The organism is Streptomyces sp. NPDC046931 (assembly GCF_040644655.1).
Taxonomy (GTDB): Bacteria; Actinomycetota; Actinomycetes; order Streptomycetales; family Streptomycetaceae; genus Streptomyces.
This window is the reverse complement of record NZ_JBEYWX010000021.1, coordinates 49,828-67,222: the sequence shown is the minus strand read 5'-3', so window position 1 is coordinate 67,222 and position 17,395 is coordinate 49,828. Positions and strand designations below refer to the sequence as shown.

Annotated in this window: 15 protein-coding genes; 9 read left to right on the top strand and 6 right to left on the bottom strand. The window is 72.8% G+C overall.

All coding sequences use genetic code 11. The features are described from left to right. On the bottom strand, nt 1-2,280 hold the full coding sequence (locus ABZ876_RS29315) for a molybdopterin oxidoreductase family protein (RefSeq protein ID WP_361787554.1): 2,280 nt from the start codon (nt 2,278-2,280) through the stop codon (nt 1-3). Nucleotides 2,281-2,377: 97 nt separating this feature from the next. Then, complete coding sequence (locus ABZ876_RS29310) at nt 2,378-3,007, bottom strand: TetR/AcrR family transcriptional regulator (protein WP_361787552.1); 630 nt, start codon at nt 3,005-3,007, stop codon at nt 2,378-2,380. A 399-nt stretch (nt 3,008-3,406) separates the two neighbouring features. On the opposite strand from ABZ876_RS29310, the gene hmgA reads away from it, so the two are divergent. Genes hmgA through ABZ876_RS29295 form a run of 3 tightly spaced genes read left to right on the top strand, consistent with a single transcriptional unit; the run spans nt 3,407 to nt 6,706 of the window. Continuing rightward, a complete protein-coding gene (gene hmgA, locus ABZ876_RS29305) occupies nt 3,407-4,747 on the top strand; it encodes a homogentisate 1,2-dioxygenase (protein ID WP_361787550.1) in 1,341 nt (446 codons plus the stop codon). A gap of 27 nt (nt 4,748-4,774) precedes the next feature. Continuing rightward, complete coding sequence (locus ABZ876_RS29300) at nt 4,775-5,524, top strand: GntR family transcriptional regulator (protein ID WP_361787548.1); 750 nt, start codon at nt 4,775-4,777, stop codon at nt 5,522-5,524. A gap of 12 nt (nt 5,525-5,536) precedes the next feature. Continuing rightward, nucleotides 5,537-6,706 carry a type ISP restriction/modification enzyme gene (locus ABZ876_RS29295; RefSeq protein ID WP_361787546.1) on the top strand — a complete coding sequence of 390 codons (1,170 nt, stop codon included), beginning with the start codon at nt 5,537-5,539 and terminating at the stop codon, nt 6,704-6,706. Between the two features lie 23 nt (nt 6,707-6,729). Here the strand turns inward: ABZ876_RS29295 and ABZ876_RS29290 are convergent, their stop codons facing one another. Beyond that, the gene (locus ABZ876_RS29290) at nt 6,730-7,449 is read right to left on the bottom strand and encodes a TetR/AcrR family transcriptional regulator C-terminal domain-containing protein (RefSeq protein WP_361787544.1); all 720 of its coding nucleotides are present in this window, start codon (nt 7,447-7,449) and stop codon (nt 6,730-6,732) included. 63 nt (nt 7,450-7,512) lie between these two features. On the opposite strand from ABZ876_RS29290, the gene ABZ876_RS29285 reads away from it, so the two are divergent. The 3 genes from ABZ876_RS29285 to ABZ876_RS29275 are packed head-to-tail and all read left to right on the top strand — an operon-like array spanning nt 7,513 to nt 10,495. Further along, on the top strand, nt 7,513-8,457 hold the full coding sequence (locus ABZ876_RS29285) for an ATP-binding cassette domain-containing protein (RefSeq protein WP_361787542.1): 945 nt from the start codon (nt 7,513-7,515) through the stop codon (nt 8,455-8,457). Next, nucleotides 8,454-9,233 carry an ABC transporter permease gene (locus tag ABZ876_RS29280; RefSeq protein ID WP_361787537.1) on the top strand — a complete coding sequence of 260 codons (780 nt, stop codon included), beginning with the start codon at nt 8,454-8,456 and terminating at the stop codon, nt 9,231-9,233. Before ABZ876_RS29285 ends, ABZ876_RS29280 begins: the two co-directional genes overlap by 4 nt. A gap of 44 nt (nt 9,234-9,277) precedes the next feature. Then, nucleotides 9,278-10,495 (top strand): CaiB/BaiF CoA-transferase family protein, encoded by a 1,218-nt coding sequence (locus tag ABZ876_RS29275; protein WP_361787535.1) that lies wholly within the window; start codon nt 9,278-9,280, stop codon nt 10,493-10,495. Nucleotides 10,496-10,549: 54 nt separating this feature from the next. On the opposite strand, the gene ABZ876_RS29270 is transcribed toward ABZ876_RS29275, so the two are convergent. The 3 genes from ABZ876_RS29270 to ABZ876_RS29260 all read right to left on the bottom strand — a co-directional run bounded on the left by ABZ876_RS29270 (nt 10,550) and on the right by ABZ876_RS29260 (nt 12,310). Then, nucleotides 10,550-10,819 (bottom strand): hypothetical protein, encoded by a 270-nt coding sequence (locus ABZ876_RS29270; RefSeq protein ID WP_361787533.1) that lies wholly within the window; start codon nt 10,817-10,819, stop codon nt 10,550-10,552. Nucleotides 10,820-10,934: 115 nt separating this feature from the next. Further along, nucleotides 10,935-11,771 (bottom strand): anti-sigma factor, encoded by an 837-nt coding sequence (locus ABZ876_RS29265; protein WP_361787531.1) that lies wholly within the window; start codon nt 11,769-11,771, stop codon nt 10,935-10,937. Beyond that, nucleotides 11,768-12,310 carry a sigma-70 family RNA polymerase sigma factor gene (locus ABZ876_RS29260; RefSeq protein WP_234517510.1) on the bottom strand — a complete coding sequence of 181 codons (543 nt, stop codon included), beginning with the start codon at nt 12,308-12,310 and terminating at the stop codon, nt 11,768-11,770. Before ABZ876_RS29260 ends, ABZ876_RS29265 begins: the two co-directional genes overlap by 4 nt. Before the next feature lie 206 nt (nt 12,311-12,516). Here ABZ876_RS29260 and ABZ876_RS29255 point away from each other — a divergent pair, with 206 nt between their 5' ends. The 3 genes from ABZ876_RS29255 (at nt 12,517) to ABZ876_RS29245 (ending at nt 17,390) form a co-directional block, all read left to right on the top strand. Then, nucleotides 12,517-14,043, top strand: a complete 1,527-nt coding sequence (locus tag ABZ876_RS29255; RefSeq protein ID WP_361787529.1) for a DUF4331 domain-containing protein — start codon at nt 12,517-12,519, stop codon at nt 14,041-14,043. Between the two features lie 141 nt (nt 14,044-14,184). Continuing rightward, nucleotides 14,185-15,732 (top strand): tetratricopeptide repeat protein, encoded by a 1,548-nt coding sequence (locus tag ABZ876_RS29250; protein ID WP_361787527.1) that lies wholly within the window; start codon nt 14,185-14,187, stop codon nt 15,730-15,732. After that, nucleotides 15,729-17,390, top strand: a complete 1,662-nt coding sequence (locus ABZ876_RS29245; protein WP_361787525.1) for a sulfite exporter TauE/SafE family protein — start codon at nt 15,729-15,731, stop codon at nt 17,388-17,390. Before ABZ876_RS29250 ends, ABZ876_RS29245 begins: the two co-directional genes overlap by 4 nt. The last annotated feature ends 5 nt before the right edge of the window (nt 17,391-17,395 follow it).

Genomic DNA, 17,395 nt, shown 5'->3' with positions numbered 1-17,395 from the left:
TTAGTTTTGCGGCGCCAGAGGCTCTCCGGAGTGCCCGGCGGGGCGCGGTGTGCCGAGCGGCAGGAGTTCGACGGGCACCCCGTTGAGCACCGCGTTGCCCGACAGCGGGTCGAGCAGACTGCCGTCGAGGAGCTGGTTGACGTTGACACCGGGGTCGAGGGCGGCGTGGCTCATCCGGGTGCCGGGCCGGTCGTGGCCCCAGCCGTGCGGCAGGCTGACGACCCCGCGCCGGACGGTGTCGGTGACCTCGACGGGCGCGGTCACCGCTCCCCCGGCGCCCTTGACCCGTACGAACGCGCCGTCGACGAGCCCGAGCCGCTCCGCGTCCTCCGGGTGGACGTGCAGGGTGCAGCGGTTGGAACCGCCGGTGAGCGCGGGCACGTTGTGCAGCCAGCTGTTGTTGGACCGCAGATGGCGCCGTCCGACGAGCACGAGCCCGGCCGCGCGCTCACCCAGCGCCTGCCTGAGGCGCGGCAGATCGCCCGCGATCGGGGCCGGCAGCAGTTCGACCTTGCCGCTCACGGTCTTCAGCGGCTGCGGCAGACGGGGCTGGAGCGGGCCGAGGTCGATGCCGTGCGGATGGGCGAGCAGCTTCCGGAGGCTGAGCCCGTCGGGCCGGGCCCCGAACCCGTCGCCGTAAGGGCCGAGGCGCAGCATCATGTCCAGCCGCCGCTCGGCTCCGCTGTCCCCGGTGAGCCGCGTGGCCAGTTCACGCGGGTCGTGTCCATGGACGGGCGAGTGGGCCTCGGTGACCGCCTTGCCCAGGGTCTGGTCGATGACCAGGGCGTCCACGGCGGCCGGCTCGGCACCGTGCATGCCGGTCGCGGCCAGGACCAGCCGGGCGAGGATCTCCGTCTCCGCCATGCGGCCGGGCTCCAGGGGAACGGCGGCACGGGTGTAGCGCACCTGGTTGCGCACGGCGAGGGCGTTGAAGGCGAAGTCGAAGTGGGGCGCCTGGGAGGGCGGGGGCGGGGGCAGCACTACGTGCGCATGGCGCGAGGTCTCGTTGAGGTACGGGTCGACGGCGACCATGAAGTCGAGCGAGCCGAGCGCCTTGTCGAGGCGGTCGCCGTCCGGGGAGGAGAGCACGGGGTTGGCGGCGATCGCGATGACGGCGCGCACCGGGCTGCCCTCCTCGGTGGCGGTGTCGATCTCCTCCGCCAGCGCGGAGATCGGCAGTTCCCCCTTGGCCTCGGGGTGCCGCCGGACCCGTGAGTGCCAGCGGCCGAGCGCGAATCCGCGGCCGGGCCCGGCGGGCCGGGGGGTCTTGTCGGTGGCCGACAGCGGGAAGAGGGCGCCGCCGGGCCGGTCGAGGTTGCCGGTGAGGATGTTGAGCACATCGACCAGCCAGCTGGCGAGGGTGCCGTGCGGCACGGTGCAGCTGCCGATGCGGCCGTAGACGGCGGCGGTGGGCGCGGCGGCCAGCTCCCGGGCCAGGGCGCGGACGGTGTCCGCGTCGACGTCGCACGCCGCGGAGACGGCCTCGGGCGTGAAGTCCCGGACGGCGGCGGCCACGTCCTCGACTCCCTGCACATGCGGGGCGAGATGCCCCAGGTCGACGAGGCCCTCCTCGAAGAGGACGTACGTCATGGCCGCGAGCAGCAGCGCGTCGGTGCCCGGTTGGACGGCGACGTGGCGGTCGGCGAGCCGGGCGGTGCGGGTGCGGCGCGGGTCGATCACGGTGAGGGTGCCGCCTCGGGCCTTGAGGGCCTTGAGCCTGCCGGGGAAGTCGGGGGCGGTGCACAGACTGCCGTTGGACTCCAGCGGGTTGGCGCCGATGAGCAGGAGGTGATCGGTGCGGTCGAGGTCGGGCACGGGGATGGCGCCCGCGTCTCCGTACAGCAGTCCGCTGGAGACGTGCTTGGGCATCTGGTCGAGGGTCGAGGCCGTGAAGAGGCTGCGGGTGCCGAGGCCGGCGAGCAGGACGGGCGGGTAGAGGCCGCCGGCCACGGTGTGCACATTGGGGTTGCCGAGGACGACGCCGACCGCGTGCGGTCCGTACCGCTCGACGATCGGCCGCAGCCCGGCGGCGACGGCGTCGAACGCCTCCTCCCAGGTGGCCTCGCGCAGTTCACCGTCCCGGCGCACGAGCGGTGCGCGCAGCCGGTCGGGGTCGGCGTCGGCGGCTCCGAAGGAGGCGCCCTTGGGGCAGATGAAGCCCTTGCTGAACACATCGTCCCGGTCGCCGCGGGCGCCGGTGACCCGGGTGCCGTCGACGGTGAGCGTCAGCCCGCAGGTGGCCTCGCAGAGGGGGCATATGCGCAGAGCGGTGCGGGACACGGGTCCTCCCGGAGGATGGCGGGGGTGGCGCACGAACGGGCCGAGCATACCGACCGGTATGGACGGTGGGGAGGGGTGGCGGGACGTGGGATTGCCCTCAGTCCAGCACCCGCTCGAGGTAGGCCCGCAGAAGCACGCGTGTCTCCGCGATGACGCTCTCGTCGCCTTCGGGGTCCATACGGAAGGCCAGATGGACCAGGGTGTCGGCCGTTTCCACAGCAATGAGGAACACACGCCGCAGATCCTCGTCCGGTTCATGGTCGAGATATGCCGACAGCAGATCCGAAAGCCGGTCGGCGACACGGTGGTTGGGTTCGGCGTAGCGGGCGCCGACCGGGATCTGGTTGCCGAAGTCGACGAGGGAGAAGCCCGGCGCCGTGCGCTTCATGTCGAGGTACTCGCCGAGCACCGCGTCCATGGCCGCGCGCCAGCCGCCCTCGCCGCCCGCATCGGCCGCGTCGGCGAGTCTGCGGGTGACGCGCTCGGTGTAGCGCTCCAGGTTGCGTTCGGCCAGGGCGTCGGCCATGGCCCGCTTGTTGCCGAAGAAGCGGTACACGGAGCCGATCGGCACACCCGCGCGCAGGGCCACGGCCCGGGTGCTCAGGGCGTCGTAGCCGACCTCGTCGAGCAGGTCGGCACAGGCGTCGAGGATCCTGGTCAGTCGTTCCGCGCTACGGCGCTGGACGGGCGCGCGGCGCAGCGATGTCGCGTGGGGCACGGGCTTCATGATGCATCTCCGCCGGGGGCCGGTGAACCTCGCCCGTCTGTACGGACATCGGTGGCCCCGGCACTCATCGGGCGCCGGACCACCGCCGCGGGCGCGGCGAGCGGTCGGCGCCCGGACGCCGGGCCGAGGGGGCGGGGCAGCCGACCGCCCTCACGTACCCCACCTGCCTTCCTCGAACACCCCGTTACCCCACGCAGGCCCCGTCCCTCTCGAACGCATCGTTACCACTCGCAGACCCCGTCCCTCTCGAACGCACCGTTTCCCTTGCAGGCCCCGCCGCCCTCAGCCCCCCGTTCTCCCACGCGCGCCTCGCTTCCGCTCACACGCCCCTTCCCCCCTTGCGCACCCGACCCCCGAATCCTACGGTGATGCATAGGAATCCGTTGCGAGGGAGCGTGGATGAGCGGGGACACGAGGAAGATCGCGGAGGGGCTGTCGTATCTCTCCGGTTTCGGCAACGAGCACAGCTCGGAGGCGGTCCCGGGCGCGCTGCCCGAGGGCCGCAACTCCCCGCAGCGCGCGCCGCTCGGGCTGTATGCGGAGCAGCTGAGCGGTACGGCGTTCACCGAGCCGAGGGCGCACAACCGCCGTTCGTGGCTGTACCGCATCCACCCCTCGGCGGCCCACCCGGCCTTCACCCGCGCCGACAACGGCACGCTGCGCTCGGCGCCCTTCACGGAGACGGTGCCCGACCCGAACCGGCTGCGCTGGAGCCCGCTGCCCGAACCGGCCGCGGGCACGGACTTCCTCGCCGGGCTGTGGACCCTGGGCGGCAACGGCGACGCCGCCCAGCGCACCGGCATGGCCGTGCACCTCTATCAGGCCAACGCCTCCATGGACCGTGTCTTCAGCAACGCCGACGGCGAACTGCTGATCGTGCCGGAGCGCGGCGGGCTGCTGCTGCGCACCGAGTTCGGGATGCTGCGCGTGGAGCCCGCCGAGGTGGCGCTGATCCCGCGCGGCGTCCGCTTCCGCGTGGAGCTGCTCGACACTGAGTCCGACAAGGGGCCGAGCCCGGCCGCCCGTGGCTACGTCAGCGAGAACTACGGCGCCCCCTTCCGTCTGCCCGACCTCGGCCCGATCGGCGCCAACGGCCTGGCGAACGCCCGCGACTTCCGGGCGCCGGTCGCCGCGTACGAGGACGTCGAGGGGCCCGTCGAGGTGGTGAACAAGTTCTGCGGCAACCTGTGGACGGCCCTCTACGACCACTCGCCGCTCGACGTCGTCGCCTGGCACGGAAACCATGTGCCCTACGTCTACGACCTGCGCCGGTTCAATGTGATCGGCACCATCAGCTACGACCACCCCGACCCGTCGATCTTCACCGTGCTGACCTCGCCGAGCGACACCCCCGGACTGGCGGGCGTCGACTTCGTGGTCTTCGCACCGCGCTGGCTGGTGGGCGAGAACACCTTCCGGCCGCCGTACTTCCACCGGAACGTGATGAGCGAGTACATGGGGCTCATCGAGGGCGCCTACGACGCGAAGGCGGAGGGCTTCGTGCCGGGCGGGGGATCGCTGCACAACATGATGTCGGCGCACGGCCCCGACCGGGAGACGTTCGAGAAGGCGAGCGCGGCCGAGTTGCGGCCGCACAAGGTCGACGACGGGCTGGCGTTCATGTTCGAGACCCGCTGGCCGGTGACCCTGACACCGCACGCGGCTCAGGCGGAGCACCTCCAGCGCGGATACGACGATGTGTGGCGGGGCTTCGAGCGCCATTACCAGCCGTTGCGCTGAGCGCCGACGACCGGTACGGATAGCCCCGTGACCTCCTTTGCCCCCGACTCGATCGTTCTGAACCGCAAGCTGCCACTCTGGTACCAGGTGTCGCAGTCGCTGCGCGCCTCGATACTCGGCCGCTCACCCCGGGACCCGCTGCGCCTGCCCACCGAGGAGCAGCTCGCGGGGCACTACGGGGTGAGCGTGCTGACCATGCGGCAGGCGCTGAAGGAGCTCGAGGACGAGGGGCTGATCAGCCGCCACCGACGGCGCGGCACGTTCATCGAGCCCAGCGTGAGGAGGGGCGCCCCGGTGCGCCTGCTGGGCTCGGTGGACGCGATCGTGGCCCAGCAGTCCGGCATGACGACCGAGCTGCTGGACCGGGGCACGGCGCCGGTACCGGCCGAACTCGCCGAGCACTTCCCGGATCTGACCGAGGTGGCGACGTATCACCGGCTGCGCAGCGACGAGAAGACGGGCGAGCCGACCAACCACGCGCGCAACTACGTCCGTCCGGAGCTGGCGGAACGCATCGAGGCCGAGGACCTGGTCCGCTGGCCGATGACCAAGGTGCTGCGGGACGTGGTCGGCGCGGGCATCAGCCGCATCACGGACACGGTCCAGGCACGGCTCGCGGACCCGGAGACGGCCCAGTTGCTGAACGTCCCGCTGCTCAGCCCGATCCTGCACTACACGGGTGTCACCTACGACACCTCCGGGCGGCCCCTGGACGTGGCGGTGATCCACTACCGGGGGGACCGCTTCTCCTTCACGGTCACCCTCGAGGCCACCTGAGCACGTCGTACGATGCCCGGCGTGACGCACGACGACGCTCCGCTGCTCGCGGACCTCATGCCGTGGTCCGTCGCACCGCTGCGGCCGGGCCGCGCCTGGCCGTCGGCGCCCGACGCGGCCTGCCTGAAGGCGCGGTGGGACGCCTTGATGGAGGCCGAAGGACCCGCTCGTGAGGCACTGTTCGAACCGACACGCTCCCGCACCCTGCACTCGGCGGTCGGACAGCTGCCGGGCCGGTCCGGCGGCACGGAGAAGCTGGCGCGGGCCGTCGGCCCCTGCCCGGAGCCGGTACGCGTCCTGGCGGCGCCCTTCGACGAGCAGTGGCTGATCCCCGACCACCGCCTCATCGACACGGCCCGGCCCGAGCTGTGGCGGGTCGCCGACGACCACCAGATCTTCGTCGTGGAGAGCGCCACGGACTCGGGCGGCCCGGTCCTGCTCGCGACGTCCCTGCCGCCGCTCGTCCGCCCCGGCCTCGTCCGCCCGTTGTACCGCAGGCCCGGCGGCGCCGAACCCAACCTGGCACCCGGCCTGCTGGAGCACCTGAGCGCTCGTCTGGGCCTGAGCCCCACCCCGGCGGACATGCTCGCCTGGACCATGGCGGTCGCATGCCCCGGCCCCGGCGGACTCGCCGTCCCCCTCACCGAGAGTCCCGAGCACTGGTCGCACGGCGTGGAGCTGGGCCGCCGCATGCTGTGGCTGATGCGCCGCGACGGCGAACGCCCCAAACTGCCGGGCGGCCGCCGCCCCTACGTCCGCGCCCCGCTGCCCACCCGGCCTCTGACCATTCACTACGACCCCGAGGAGGAAACCCTCCACCTCGACGAGGGGCGTATCTCCCCTGTGCCGCCGGAGGCCTGGGAGTTCGAGGCGGGCGGGGCCCGGGTCCTGGAGCAGTGGTTCGCGGCCCGTACCGTTCAGGGACAGCAGGGCACACTGACGGCGATCCGCCCCGCGACCTGGCCGCAGACCTGGACGTCCGAGCTGCTGGAACTGATCACGGTCCTGGCCCTGCTCGCCGATGTGCGGCCGTCGCGTGAGGCGTTGACGCTCGGCGCACCCGTCACGGCCGAGGAGCTGCGCGCGGCGGGCGTCCTGCCGGTCCCGGGCACGGCCCGCCGTCCCGCCTCCGTGCTCGATCACCAGGAGGAGGGCCCCGAGGGGCAGTTCGCGTTGCTCTAGTACCGCTCCTCGGGCGCGTTGCTCTAGTACCGGTCCTTGGGCTCGAAGGCGTCGAGTACGCGTTCCACGATGCGCTGGAACACCGCGTCCAGGTCGACCGGTCCGGCGCCCTCCGTCAGGGCGGCGGCCAGGCGCGGGTAGGCACCGGTCGCGAGCTGTCCGCCGAGGTAGGCCATGCGGACCGCCTGCTCCTGCTCCGCCGACCAGGGCAGGGAGCGGGCGCGCTCGGCGGTGGCCAGCTCATTGGAGACGGCCGTCGTCACCACGCCGTTCACCATCGCGATGAGCTCCAGCTTGGCGGCGGCGGGCGCCGGCAGCGGGTCCAGGCAGGCCAGGCAGTGCTCGAGGTAGCGCAGCGCCTGGGGGCTGAAGCCGTAGTGACCGGAGATCATTCGCGGCAGCCAGGGGTGGCGGTGCATGAGGGCCCGGGTCTGGTGGGCCAGGCGCAGCATGTCCGCGCGCCAGTCCCCGGACGGCTCCCACAGCTCGTGCTCGCCCCCCACGGCGTCCATCATCAGCTCGTACAGGTCCTCCTTGCGGGGGACGTAGTTGTACAGCGACATCGTGCCGCAGCCCAGCTCGGCCGCCACGCGCCGCATGGAGACCGCGTCCAGTCCCTCGGCGTCCGCGATGCGCACCGCGGCCGCCGCGATGTCGGCGCGGGTGTACGCCGGCCTCGGCCCTCGGCCCGTGCGCTCGGGGCGCGCCCAGATCACATGGGGTTCGGCCGCTCGGCCCGCCATCCGTCATCACCTCGCCCACCATCGTAGTTACGTACGGCGTACGTAGTGCGCTATGGTCCACCCATGACTACTACGTACGCTGTACTTAGTGAGGGGCTGGAGAAGCGGTTCGGTGGCGTGCACGCCCTGCGCGGACTGGACCTCGCGGTCGCACAGGGCACGGTCTGCGGGCTCCTCGGCCCGAACGGGGCAGGCAAGACCACGGCGGTACGCCTGCTGACCACGCTGCTGCGCCCCGACGCCGGCTCGGCGCGGGTGGCGGGCCACGACCTGGTGCGGGAGCCCGCGGCGGTACGCCGCAGGATCGGGGTGACCGGACAGGACACATCGGTCGACGGGGACCTCACCGGGCGGCAGAACCTCCGGCTGTTCGCCCGGCTGCACCGGGTCCGGGACGCGGCGGCGCGCGCCGACGAGCTGCTGGAGCGGTTCGGACTGGCAAAGGCGGCCGACCGGCCCGCGTCCGCCTACTCGGGCGGGATGCGGCGGCGACTGGACCTGGCGGCGAGCCTGGTCCGCCGGCCCGACGTGCTCTTCCTGGACGAGCCCACCACGGGCCTCGACCCGGCCAGCCGGAACCGGATCTGGGACACGGTGCGCGACCTGACCGAAGAGGGCACGACGGTCGTGCTCACCACGCAGTATCTGGAGGAGGCCGACCAGCTCGCCGACACGATCGCCCTGGTGGACCGCGGACGGGTGGCGCACACGGGCTCGCCGCCCGAGCTCAAGGCGCTCATCGGGGCGTACGCGGAGGTCGTCGTCACGGACGCGGACGTCATGGTGAGGGCGGCGGGCGTCCTCGACCGGCTCACCGGCGCCGAGCCGTCGATCGACCGCGACCGCAAGGCCGTGGGCGCCGTCACCCGCGACCCGACCCTCACCCTGCCGCGCCTGGTGCGTGAACTCGACGCGGCGGGCGTGCCGTTGCTCGACGCGAGCATCAGCCCGCCGACCCTGGACGACGTCTTTCTCCGCCTCACGGGCAGCAAGGAGCTGGTGGCATGAGCATGTTGGCGCACGACGGCACGGCGATGCTGGGGCGGCAGCTCCAGCGGATCCGCAACAACCCCGGTCTGGTGGTCCTGACCCAGACCATGCCGATCACCATGCTGCTGTTCTTCGGCTACGTCTTCGGCAGCGCGGTCGCGATGCCCGGCGAGCAGTACCGCTCCTTCCTCGTCCCCGGACTGCTGGCGGCCACGGCCGCGGGCGGGCTGACCACCGGGATGCTCCAGGCCTCCCAGGACGCGCACCGCGGCGTGATGGACCGTCTGCGCACGCTGCCGGTCAGCCGGGCGGCCGTACCGCTCGGGCAGGCGGTGGCCGACCTCGTGGTCTCGGCCGCCGGGACCGTGCCGTTGCTGCTGGTCGGACTGGCGGTGGGCTGGCGCATCGAAGGGTCCGCGGCACGGGCGGCGGGCGCGCTCGGCCTGCTGCTGCTGTTCCGGTTCGCCTGTACCTGGGCCGGGATCCTCCTCGGCATGCTGCCCCGTAACGAGGAGGCGGCCGGGCAGCTGGCCAGCACGACCTTCGTGCTGCCGCTGCTGTCCAGCGCGTACATCCCCGCCGACGGCATGCCCGGCTGGCTGCGCACCCTCGTCGAGTGGAACCCGATCAGCGCGGTCACCACCGCGCTGCGCTACCTCTTCGGCAACGCCCCCGTCCCGAGGGGTGCCGCCTGGCCGGTGGCCCACCCGGTCGCCGGGTCGCTGGCCTGGTGCGCGGTGCTGATCGCGGTGTTCGCGCCGTCGGCCGTGCGCCGGTACGCGCGTCCCCGGTGACGACCTGCTGACAAGGCCCACCGCCGCAGGTCATGATCCAGCCCATGGATCCTCTGCCCCTGCCCCCCGAGGGCCTGCCCCTGCCCCTGGAGGGCATCACCGTCGTCGCCGTGGAACAGGCCGTCTCGGCCCCCTTCGCCACCCGTCAGCTCGCCGATCTCGGTGCCCGGGTGATCAAGATCGAGCGGGTCGACGGCGGCGACTTCGCGCGTGGCTACGACACCGCCGCCCGCGGTCTGGCCTCGCACTTCGTGTGGTGCAACCGCGGCAAGGAGTCGATCGCCCTGGATCTGAAGGATCCGCGGGGCCGGGACGTCGTCCGGCGGCTGGTCGCGGACGCCGACGTGTTCGTGCAGAACCTGGCCCAGGGGGCCGCGGCCCGGCTCGGCCTGGACGCGGCCACCCTGTGCGCGGCGCACCCTCGGCTGGTGGCCGTGGACATCTCGGGCTACGGGGCGTCCGGTCCGTACGCGGACAAGCGGGCGTACGACATGCTCGTACAGTGCGAGGCGGGGCTGGTGTCGGTCACGGGGACGCCCGAGCAGCCCGTCAAGGCGGGTATTCCGGCGGCCGACATCGCGGCGGCCATGTACGCGTTCTCGGGCGTGCTCGCGGCGCTCGTCCGGCGGGGCACGACCGGGCGCGGCGGCCCGGTGGAGATCTCCATGCTGGAGGCGCTGGCGGAATGGATGGGCCATCCGCTGCATCACACGATGCACGACGGCACTCCACCGGCGCGCACGGGTCTGGCGCACGCCGTCATCGCCCCCTATGACGCCTATCCGACGGCGGACGGCGGCCGGGTGCTGCTGTCCGTGCAGAACGACCGGGAGTGGCGGCGGCTGGCCGGGCAGGTGCTCGGGCAGCCGGAGCTGGGGGACGACCCGGCGTATGCCACGAACGCGGCGCGGGTCGCCCACCGGGACCGCACGGACGCGCTCGTCGGCAAGGCGCTGGGCGCGCTGGACACCGACGAGGCCATGAACCGGCTGGAGCGGGCGGGCATCGCGTGTGCGCGCCTGAGAGACCTGCGGGAGCTGGCCGGGCATCCGCAGCTGGCGGCCCGGGAGCGGTGGCGGGAGGTGGGGACGCCGGTGGGGACACTCAGGGCACTGCTCCCGCCGATCACGCTGCCGGGCGGGAACGAGGCACGGATGGGGGACGTGCCCGCGCTCGGGGAGCACACCGAGACGCTGCTGCGTGCCGTGGGGATGACGGACGAAGAGATCGCAGCGCTGCGCCGGGACGGTGTGGCGGCCTGAGCGCGGGCCCTGGGCGCCCGCGTCGCGGGCGCCGTGAGGAACGCCGGTGGCCGCTCAGCGACCGCCGAACAGCGAACGGCGCAGGCGGCGCAGCGGCGCGAAGAGTGAAACCTTCCTCACCCGCGCACCCCTTCCGCTGCGCTCGTGCGCGGTGCCACGTGCGGTCAGCTCACGCATCAGGGACGTCGCCTCGGCCGTCTCGCACTGCGGCACGGCAGGGCCGCCCAGCACCGAGAGATGGCGGTCGAGGCGCGAACTGGTCGCGCTGCTCCCGCAGGTGATCGCAGGGACCCTCGCCCTGCTGCGCACTGTTATCTGTTCCATGTCACTCCCCACCCGTACGAGTCCACCCGGCCCGGGCAGGCTAACCCTATCGTTCCCTCGGGGCACGCGGGTATCACGCCCACAGGATTCACCTTCTCCGTAAGGGGGTTGACGGCTACCCTCCGAATCCGACGGATTGCAGGGCGAGTTGAACAACGGGCTGGCTGGTGGGCTGCGCTGAGCCCCCGTCGGGTTCCACGGTTACGGCGAGTGACGTCGCCGCCTTGCTCAGGCCGCTCGCGACCAGGGGCGTGTCGTCGTGGAACAGCCCGAGGGAGCGCGGTTGTGCGTTGGGGCGCATCTGCCAGAGCTGATGCACACGCCCGCTCGGCGGCGCATCAAGTCCGCTGAGGGTGACGACGGCGCGCCCCTCAGAAGCGGAGGCGATTACTCCGATTCCCCGGCCCCTGGCGTCCCGGTCGCTGGACGCGCGGGCGTCGGGAGCAGCGAGAACGTGGGCGATCTCACGTGCCTGTGCGCGCTCGGCGTCCAGTCTGTCCCGCGTCTGCGTCGCCTGCACCGCGAAGAGCGCGGCGACGACGAGGGCCGCCGCGGCCGTCGCGGTGGCGAACGGGGCGAACAGGGGGCGCATCCGCGGCGCACGGACGCGTGCGGGCGGCGGGGCGGTGCCCCAGACATGCGGCGGCAGATGCGGTGCGCGGGCGTGGGCGCGGGGCACGTCGTGCGCGGATGCGGGCGCGGGGTCCTGGGGAGTGTTGCGCACGGCGGTCAGAACACGGTCGCGCAGGCCGGGCGGGGCCAGGGCGGTCGTGGACCAGGCGAGGCGCACGGCGTCCTCGGACAGGGCCCGCACCTCGGCGGCGCAGCGCTCGCAGCCGGCCAGATGCCTCTCGAAGCGCACGCGCTCGGCGGGCTCCAGGGCGTCGAGGGCGTAGGGCGCGGCCAGGGAGTGCAGGTCCTCGCGGCGCAGCAGGCGGTCGAGGATGCTCATGCGACTCCTCCCAGGCATTCGCGCAGCCGGGTGAGTCCGTCGCGCATCCGCGTCTTGACCGTGCCGAGCGGCAGTGAGAGCCGTTCGGCCACCTCACGGTACGTGTAGCCGTCGTAGTAGGCGAGCGTGACGGACTGGCGCTGAAGGGCGGTGAGACGGTCCAGGCAGCGGCGCACCCACTCCCGCTCCAGGCCGGCCTCCACCTCCTCGGCGACGTGGTCGAAGGCGGGGTGGTGGGCGCGCCGGGCCTCGCGCTGCTCGCGCTCGCCCGCGGCACGGGCGCTGCGCACCCGGTCGACGGCACGGCGGTGGGCGAGGGTGAGGATCCACGACAGGGCGCTGCCGCGGCCGGGGTCGAACCGCGGGGCGGAACGCCACAGTTCGAGCAGCACCTCCTGCGCCACCTCCTCCGACTGCGCCGGGTCCCGTACGACCCTGCGCACCAGGCCGAACACCGGCCCGGACACCAGTCCGTACAGCTCCTCGAAGGCCTTCTGGTCACCTCCGGCCACAAGGACCAGAAGTTCGTCCGCCTCCACCCGTAACCCCCTCTCCGCCGCCGTGCACGGCTTGCTTGCGTCACTGTGGCACGCGCTGCGCCCACCCCTTCGGGAGGGATACGGATCAGCGAGGTGAAAACGCGGGTCGAGCAGGCACGAAAAGATTTTCCGGGTTCCACCAATCCGCCTCGGCGGCCGCTCCGAATCCCAGTGCGTCAGGCAAGTTGGCACGGAGGACGGACGGCATGACACCTATCTCCAGGAGCGGCGCGGGGCGCAGGAGCATCGCGACCCTCATCTGTGGTGCGCTGGCCGCCGGCGGGCTCGCAGCCGCCGGCGTGACCGCGCTGGTACCGGGGGCGGCCTCCGCCTCCTCCCACCGGGAGGCTCCGCTCATCTCGGGGCAGCCGCAGTACGACAACACCGACCTGTACGCGTTCGTGAGCCCGGACAAGCCGGACACGACGACGGTCATCGCGAACTTCGTGCCGTTCGAGGAACCGGCGGGCGGCCCGAACTTCTACACGTTCGCGGACGACGCGCAGTACGACATCCACGTCGACAACAACGGTGACGCGCAGAGCGAGCTGATCTTCCGCTACACGTTCAAGACACACGTCAAGAACAAGAACACGTTCCTCTACAACACGGGTCCGGTCGACAGCATCGACGACCCCGACCTCAACGTCACGCAGACGTACGACATCGACCTCGTCAAGCTGCACAAGCAGAAGCTGGTGTCGAAGACCAAGATCGCGGACAATGTGCCGGTCGCCCCGTCGAACGTGGGCAAGGCGTCGATGCCGGACTACGGCAAGCTGCGCAACCAGGCCGTCTACAAGCTCACCGGCGGCGCCACGACGTTCGCCGGCCAGGCGGACGACCCCTTCTTCGCGGACCTGCGCGTCTTCGATCTGCTGTACGGGGGGAACCTCTCGGAGGTCGGCAACGACACCCTCAAGGGTTACAACGTCAACTCCCTCGCGCTTCAGGTGCCCAACGACTACATCCGCGAGTCGGCGCACCAGCCGGTCGTCGGCATCTGGTCGACGGTGCAGCGCAAGGACGCCAAGGGTGACTGGTCGCAGGTCTCCCGTCTGGGCAACCCGCTGGTCAACGAGGTCGTCAACCCGCAGAAGGACAAGGACAAGTTCAACGCGTCCTCGCCGTGGGACGACGCGCAGTTCCTGAAGAACGTGACCAACCCGGAGCTGCCGAAGCTCATCGAGGCGATCTACAAGATCAAGGCGCCGGCGGAGCCGCGCAACGACCTGGTGGACGTCTTCCTGAAGGGCGTCAAGGGCCTCAACCAGCCGCCGAACGTGCGGCCGTCGGAGGAACTGCGGCTCAACACCTCGATCAAGCCCGCCGCCTCCCCGAAGCGGCTCGGTGTGCTCGACGGCGACAACGCGGGCTTCCCGAACGGGCGCCGGCTCACCGACGACGTGATCGACGAGGCGCTCCAGGTGGTGGAGGGCGAACTGGTGGGCTCGAAGAACGATCTGGGCGACGCGGTCGACGCGAACGACCAGAAGTTCGAGCACTCCTTCCCGTACCTGGCCCAGCCGACCTCGGGCTCGCGCGGTCCAGTGGCGAAGGGCACCGGCAACAACGTGCGCAACCAGCTGGGTGACGGGCTGATGCCGACCGGTGCGAGCGGCCCGGACACCACGCTGGTCGCCTCCTCCGCGGCGGCGGGTGCGGCCGGCGTCCTGCTGGTGGGCACGGCGCTGATGTGGTGGCGCCGGCGCTCGCGCGGCCGGGCGTACTGACCCGCCCGCCGGACGGGACCGGCCCTTCGGTCCCGTCCCCCTCGACCGGCGCGGCCCGTACCCACCCATCCCCCACGGCGCGGGCCGCGCCGCTCCGCATTCGACAACGACCGTTTCCGACCGGGAGATTGAGGAGAGGGCATGTCCCCGCGTACGAACCAGAGCGCGCCGGAGAGCGGGCACGAGGGTCGGCCGGAGGCCGAGCCGACGCCACCGACGCTCCGCGCGGCGGAGACCACGCCCGAGGAGGGCGCCACCGGCGGAGCGGACGGCGCGTCGGGTGGCCCGGGGGCCGGCTCCGCCGAGCCCGTCGGCCGTGGTGACCGGTCGGCCGCCCTGCGGAGGTTCTCCGCGGCCGGGCGGCGGTGGCGGGCCGTGCAGCTCGGGCTCTGTGCCGCCTCGTTGGCCGTCGCGCTGACCGCGGGCGCCGTCGTCGTCGGCGCCGTGCGGGACACCGGAGGTACCACCCCGGTGGCGTCCACGTCCGGCGCGATCTCTCCCGCACTCCTCGCCGGCGGTGACCTCGACGCGAGCATCCGTTCCCTGCAAGCCCATCTCCGTGCCCAGCCGCGTGACTTCGGCGGCTGGGCGACTCTGGGCCTGGCCGACGTCGAACAGGCGCGCACCAAGGGCGATCCCTCCCGCTATCCGCAGGCACAGCGCGCGCTGGACCGTTCCCTGGCACTGCGCCCGGACAACGACGCCGCGCTCGCCGGCCGCGCCGCGCTGGCGGCGGCCCGCCATGACTTCACCGGCGCCCTGACGTACGCGGACCGCGCCCTGAAGCAGAACCCGTACAGCGAGCGCGCGCTGTCCTCCCGTATCGACGCGCTCGTCGAACTCGGTCGCTACACCGACGCCTCCAAGGCCGCCGACCTGGCCGACGCGCGCCGTCCGGGCGTCCCCGTCTTCACCCGCTACGCCTACGTCCACGAACTGCGCGGTGACGTGCGGACCGCCCGCCGGGTCCTTCAGCAGGCACTGGGCACGGCCACGAGCCGCGGCGACATCGCCTACGTGGCCACCGCGCTCGGCCAGCTCGCCTGGAGCCAGGGCCAGTACAAGACCGCACTCGGCCACTACGCGCGCGCCCTGGCCGCCGACGAGAACTACCTCCCCGCGCTGGAGGGCCGCGCCCGTGCCCAGGCGGCCCAGGGCGACACCGCCGAGGCGATCCGGGGCATGGAGCAGCTCGTGGACCGCTGTCCGCTCCCCCAGCCGCTCGTCGAACTCGGCGAACTGTACGAGGCACGCGGCAAGGAGGGCGACCGGGCCAGGGCCCGCGACCAGTACGCCCTGGTCGACGCGTGGGTCTCGCTGGCCCGCGCCAACGGTGTCGACGCCGACCTCGACACCGCCCTGGCCGCCGCCGACCACGGCGACCGCGAGGCCGCGCTCAAGGCCGCCCGCGCCGAGTGGGCGCGCCGCCACACCGTGCACACCGCGGACGCCCTCGCCTGGGCCCTGCACAGGAGCGGCCGCGACCGCGAGGCCCTCCCCTACGCCCGGCAGGCCACGGCCACCGGCTACCGCAACGCGGTCTTCCTCTACCACCGCGGAATGATCGAGCGGGCCGTCGGCCGGACGGACCAGGCCCGCGCCTCGCTCGCTTCGGCCCTGCGCCTCAACCCCGGTTTCTCCCCGCTGGGCGCTCGCGAGGCCCGCAAGGCCCTGGAGGCGGGGAAGTGAACCTGCGTCGCGTCGCCGCCTCGGGCGCCGCCGCCCTCACGGCCGCCTGCGCGCTCGTACTGGTGCCCGCCGGCTCCGCGAGCGCCCATCCGCTCGGCAACTTCACCGTCAACCGGTACGACGGCCTGGTCGCCGCCCCCGGACGGCTGCGGATCGACCATGTGGAGGACCTCGCGGAGATCCCGGCCACCCAGGCCGGGCCGGACCTCGAGAAGCTCGGCCTCACCGAGTGGGCCCGGCGACGGTGCGCGAAGGCAGCGGAGGACGGAAGCGTCACCGTGGACGGACACAGGGTCCCACTGACCGTCGGCACGAGCCGGGCGCAACTGCGGCCCGGCCAGGCGGGACTGCACACCCTGCGCGTGGAGTGCGGTCTGCGGGCGCCCCTGCCCGAGGGGGACACCGTGGCCGTCGGCTTCCACAGCGAGGGCGCGGCCACCGGCCCCGGCTGGCGGGAGATCACCGCGCGCGGCGACCGTATGACGCTCACCGCGTCCGATGTGCCGAAGACGTCCGTGTCCCGGGTGCTGACCGAATACCCCAAGGATCTGCTCTCCTCGCCGTCCGACACCGTCAGGGCCTCTTTGCGGGTGCGCCCGGGCGGTGCCGCCCTCGCCGACGACCGGCGGGACGCTCCCGCAGCCGCCGTCCTGCCGCGCGGTGCCGACCGGTGGACCCGGGCGCTGGACAACCTCGTCGCCGGGCACCACCTCACCGTCGGTTTCGCCACGCTCGCGCTGGTCATCGCGGTCGGCCTCGGGGCGATGCACGCGCTGGCCCCCGGCCACGGCAAGACGCTGATGGCCGCCACCGCGGCGGCCCGCGGCGGCCGGGCGAAGCTCAGGGACGTGCTGCCCCTGGCCGCCTCCGTGACGGTCACCCACACCCTCGGGGTGGTCGCCCTGGGCCTGCTGGTGACGGCGGGCTCGGCGGCGGCGCCGTCGGTGATCGCCTGGCTGGGCCTGGCCAGCGGGATTCTGGTCACCCTGGCGGGCGCGTCGCTCGTCCGAAGGGCCTGGCGCAACCGGGTTCCTGCGCACGGCCCTGCACATGCACACGCGCACGGGGGCCAGTCGCATGGGCACGCACACGGCGACCGCACGCACGACCACGCACACGGGGACCACGCACACGGGGATCACGCCCGCTCGGACCACGCGCACGAGCACGGGCACGAGCACCCGCACGACCCCGATCACCTGCACGACCACGACCACGATCACGAACATGAGCACCCGCATGCCCATCCACACGCCCACTCCCACGGTGTCCCCCACACCCACGGCGGCTTCACCCACACTCACCCCACCGCGCCCACCCTGCGCGGCACGATCCTCCTCGGCTTCGCCGGCGGACTGGTTCCCAGTCCCTCCGCCGTGGTGGTCCTCGTCGGAGCCGCCGCGCTCGGACAGGCCTGGTTCGGGCTGCTGCTCGTCGTCGCGTACGGCGTCGGACTGGCCCTGACGCTGACCGCTGCCGGGGTCGCGGTGGTCAAGCTGGGCAGCGGGATGAACCGCCTGCTGGACCGGCGTCCTCGCTGGACCCACGGCCCGGCCGCGGCACTGGTGCGCAGGACCGCGCCCCTGGGGTCGGCGTTCGTCGTCGTGGTCCTCGGGGCCGGACTGGTGTTCAAGGGGGCCGCATCCGCACTCGGTTGAGCTAC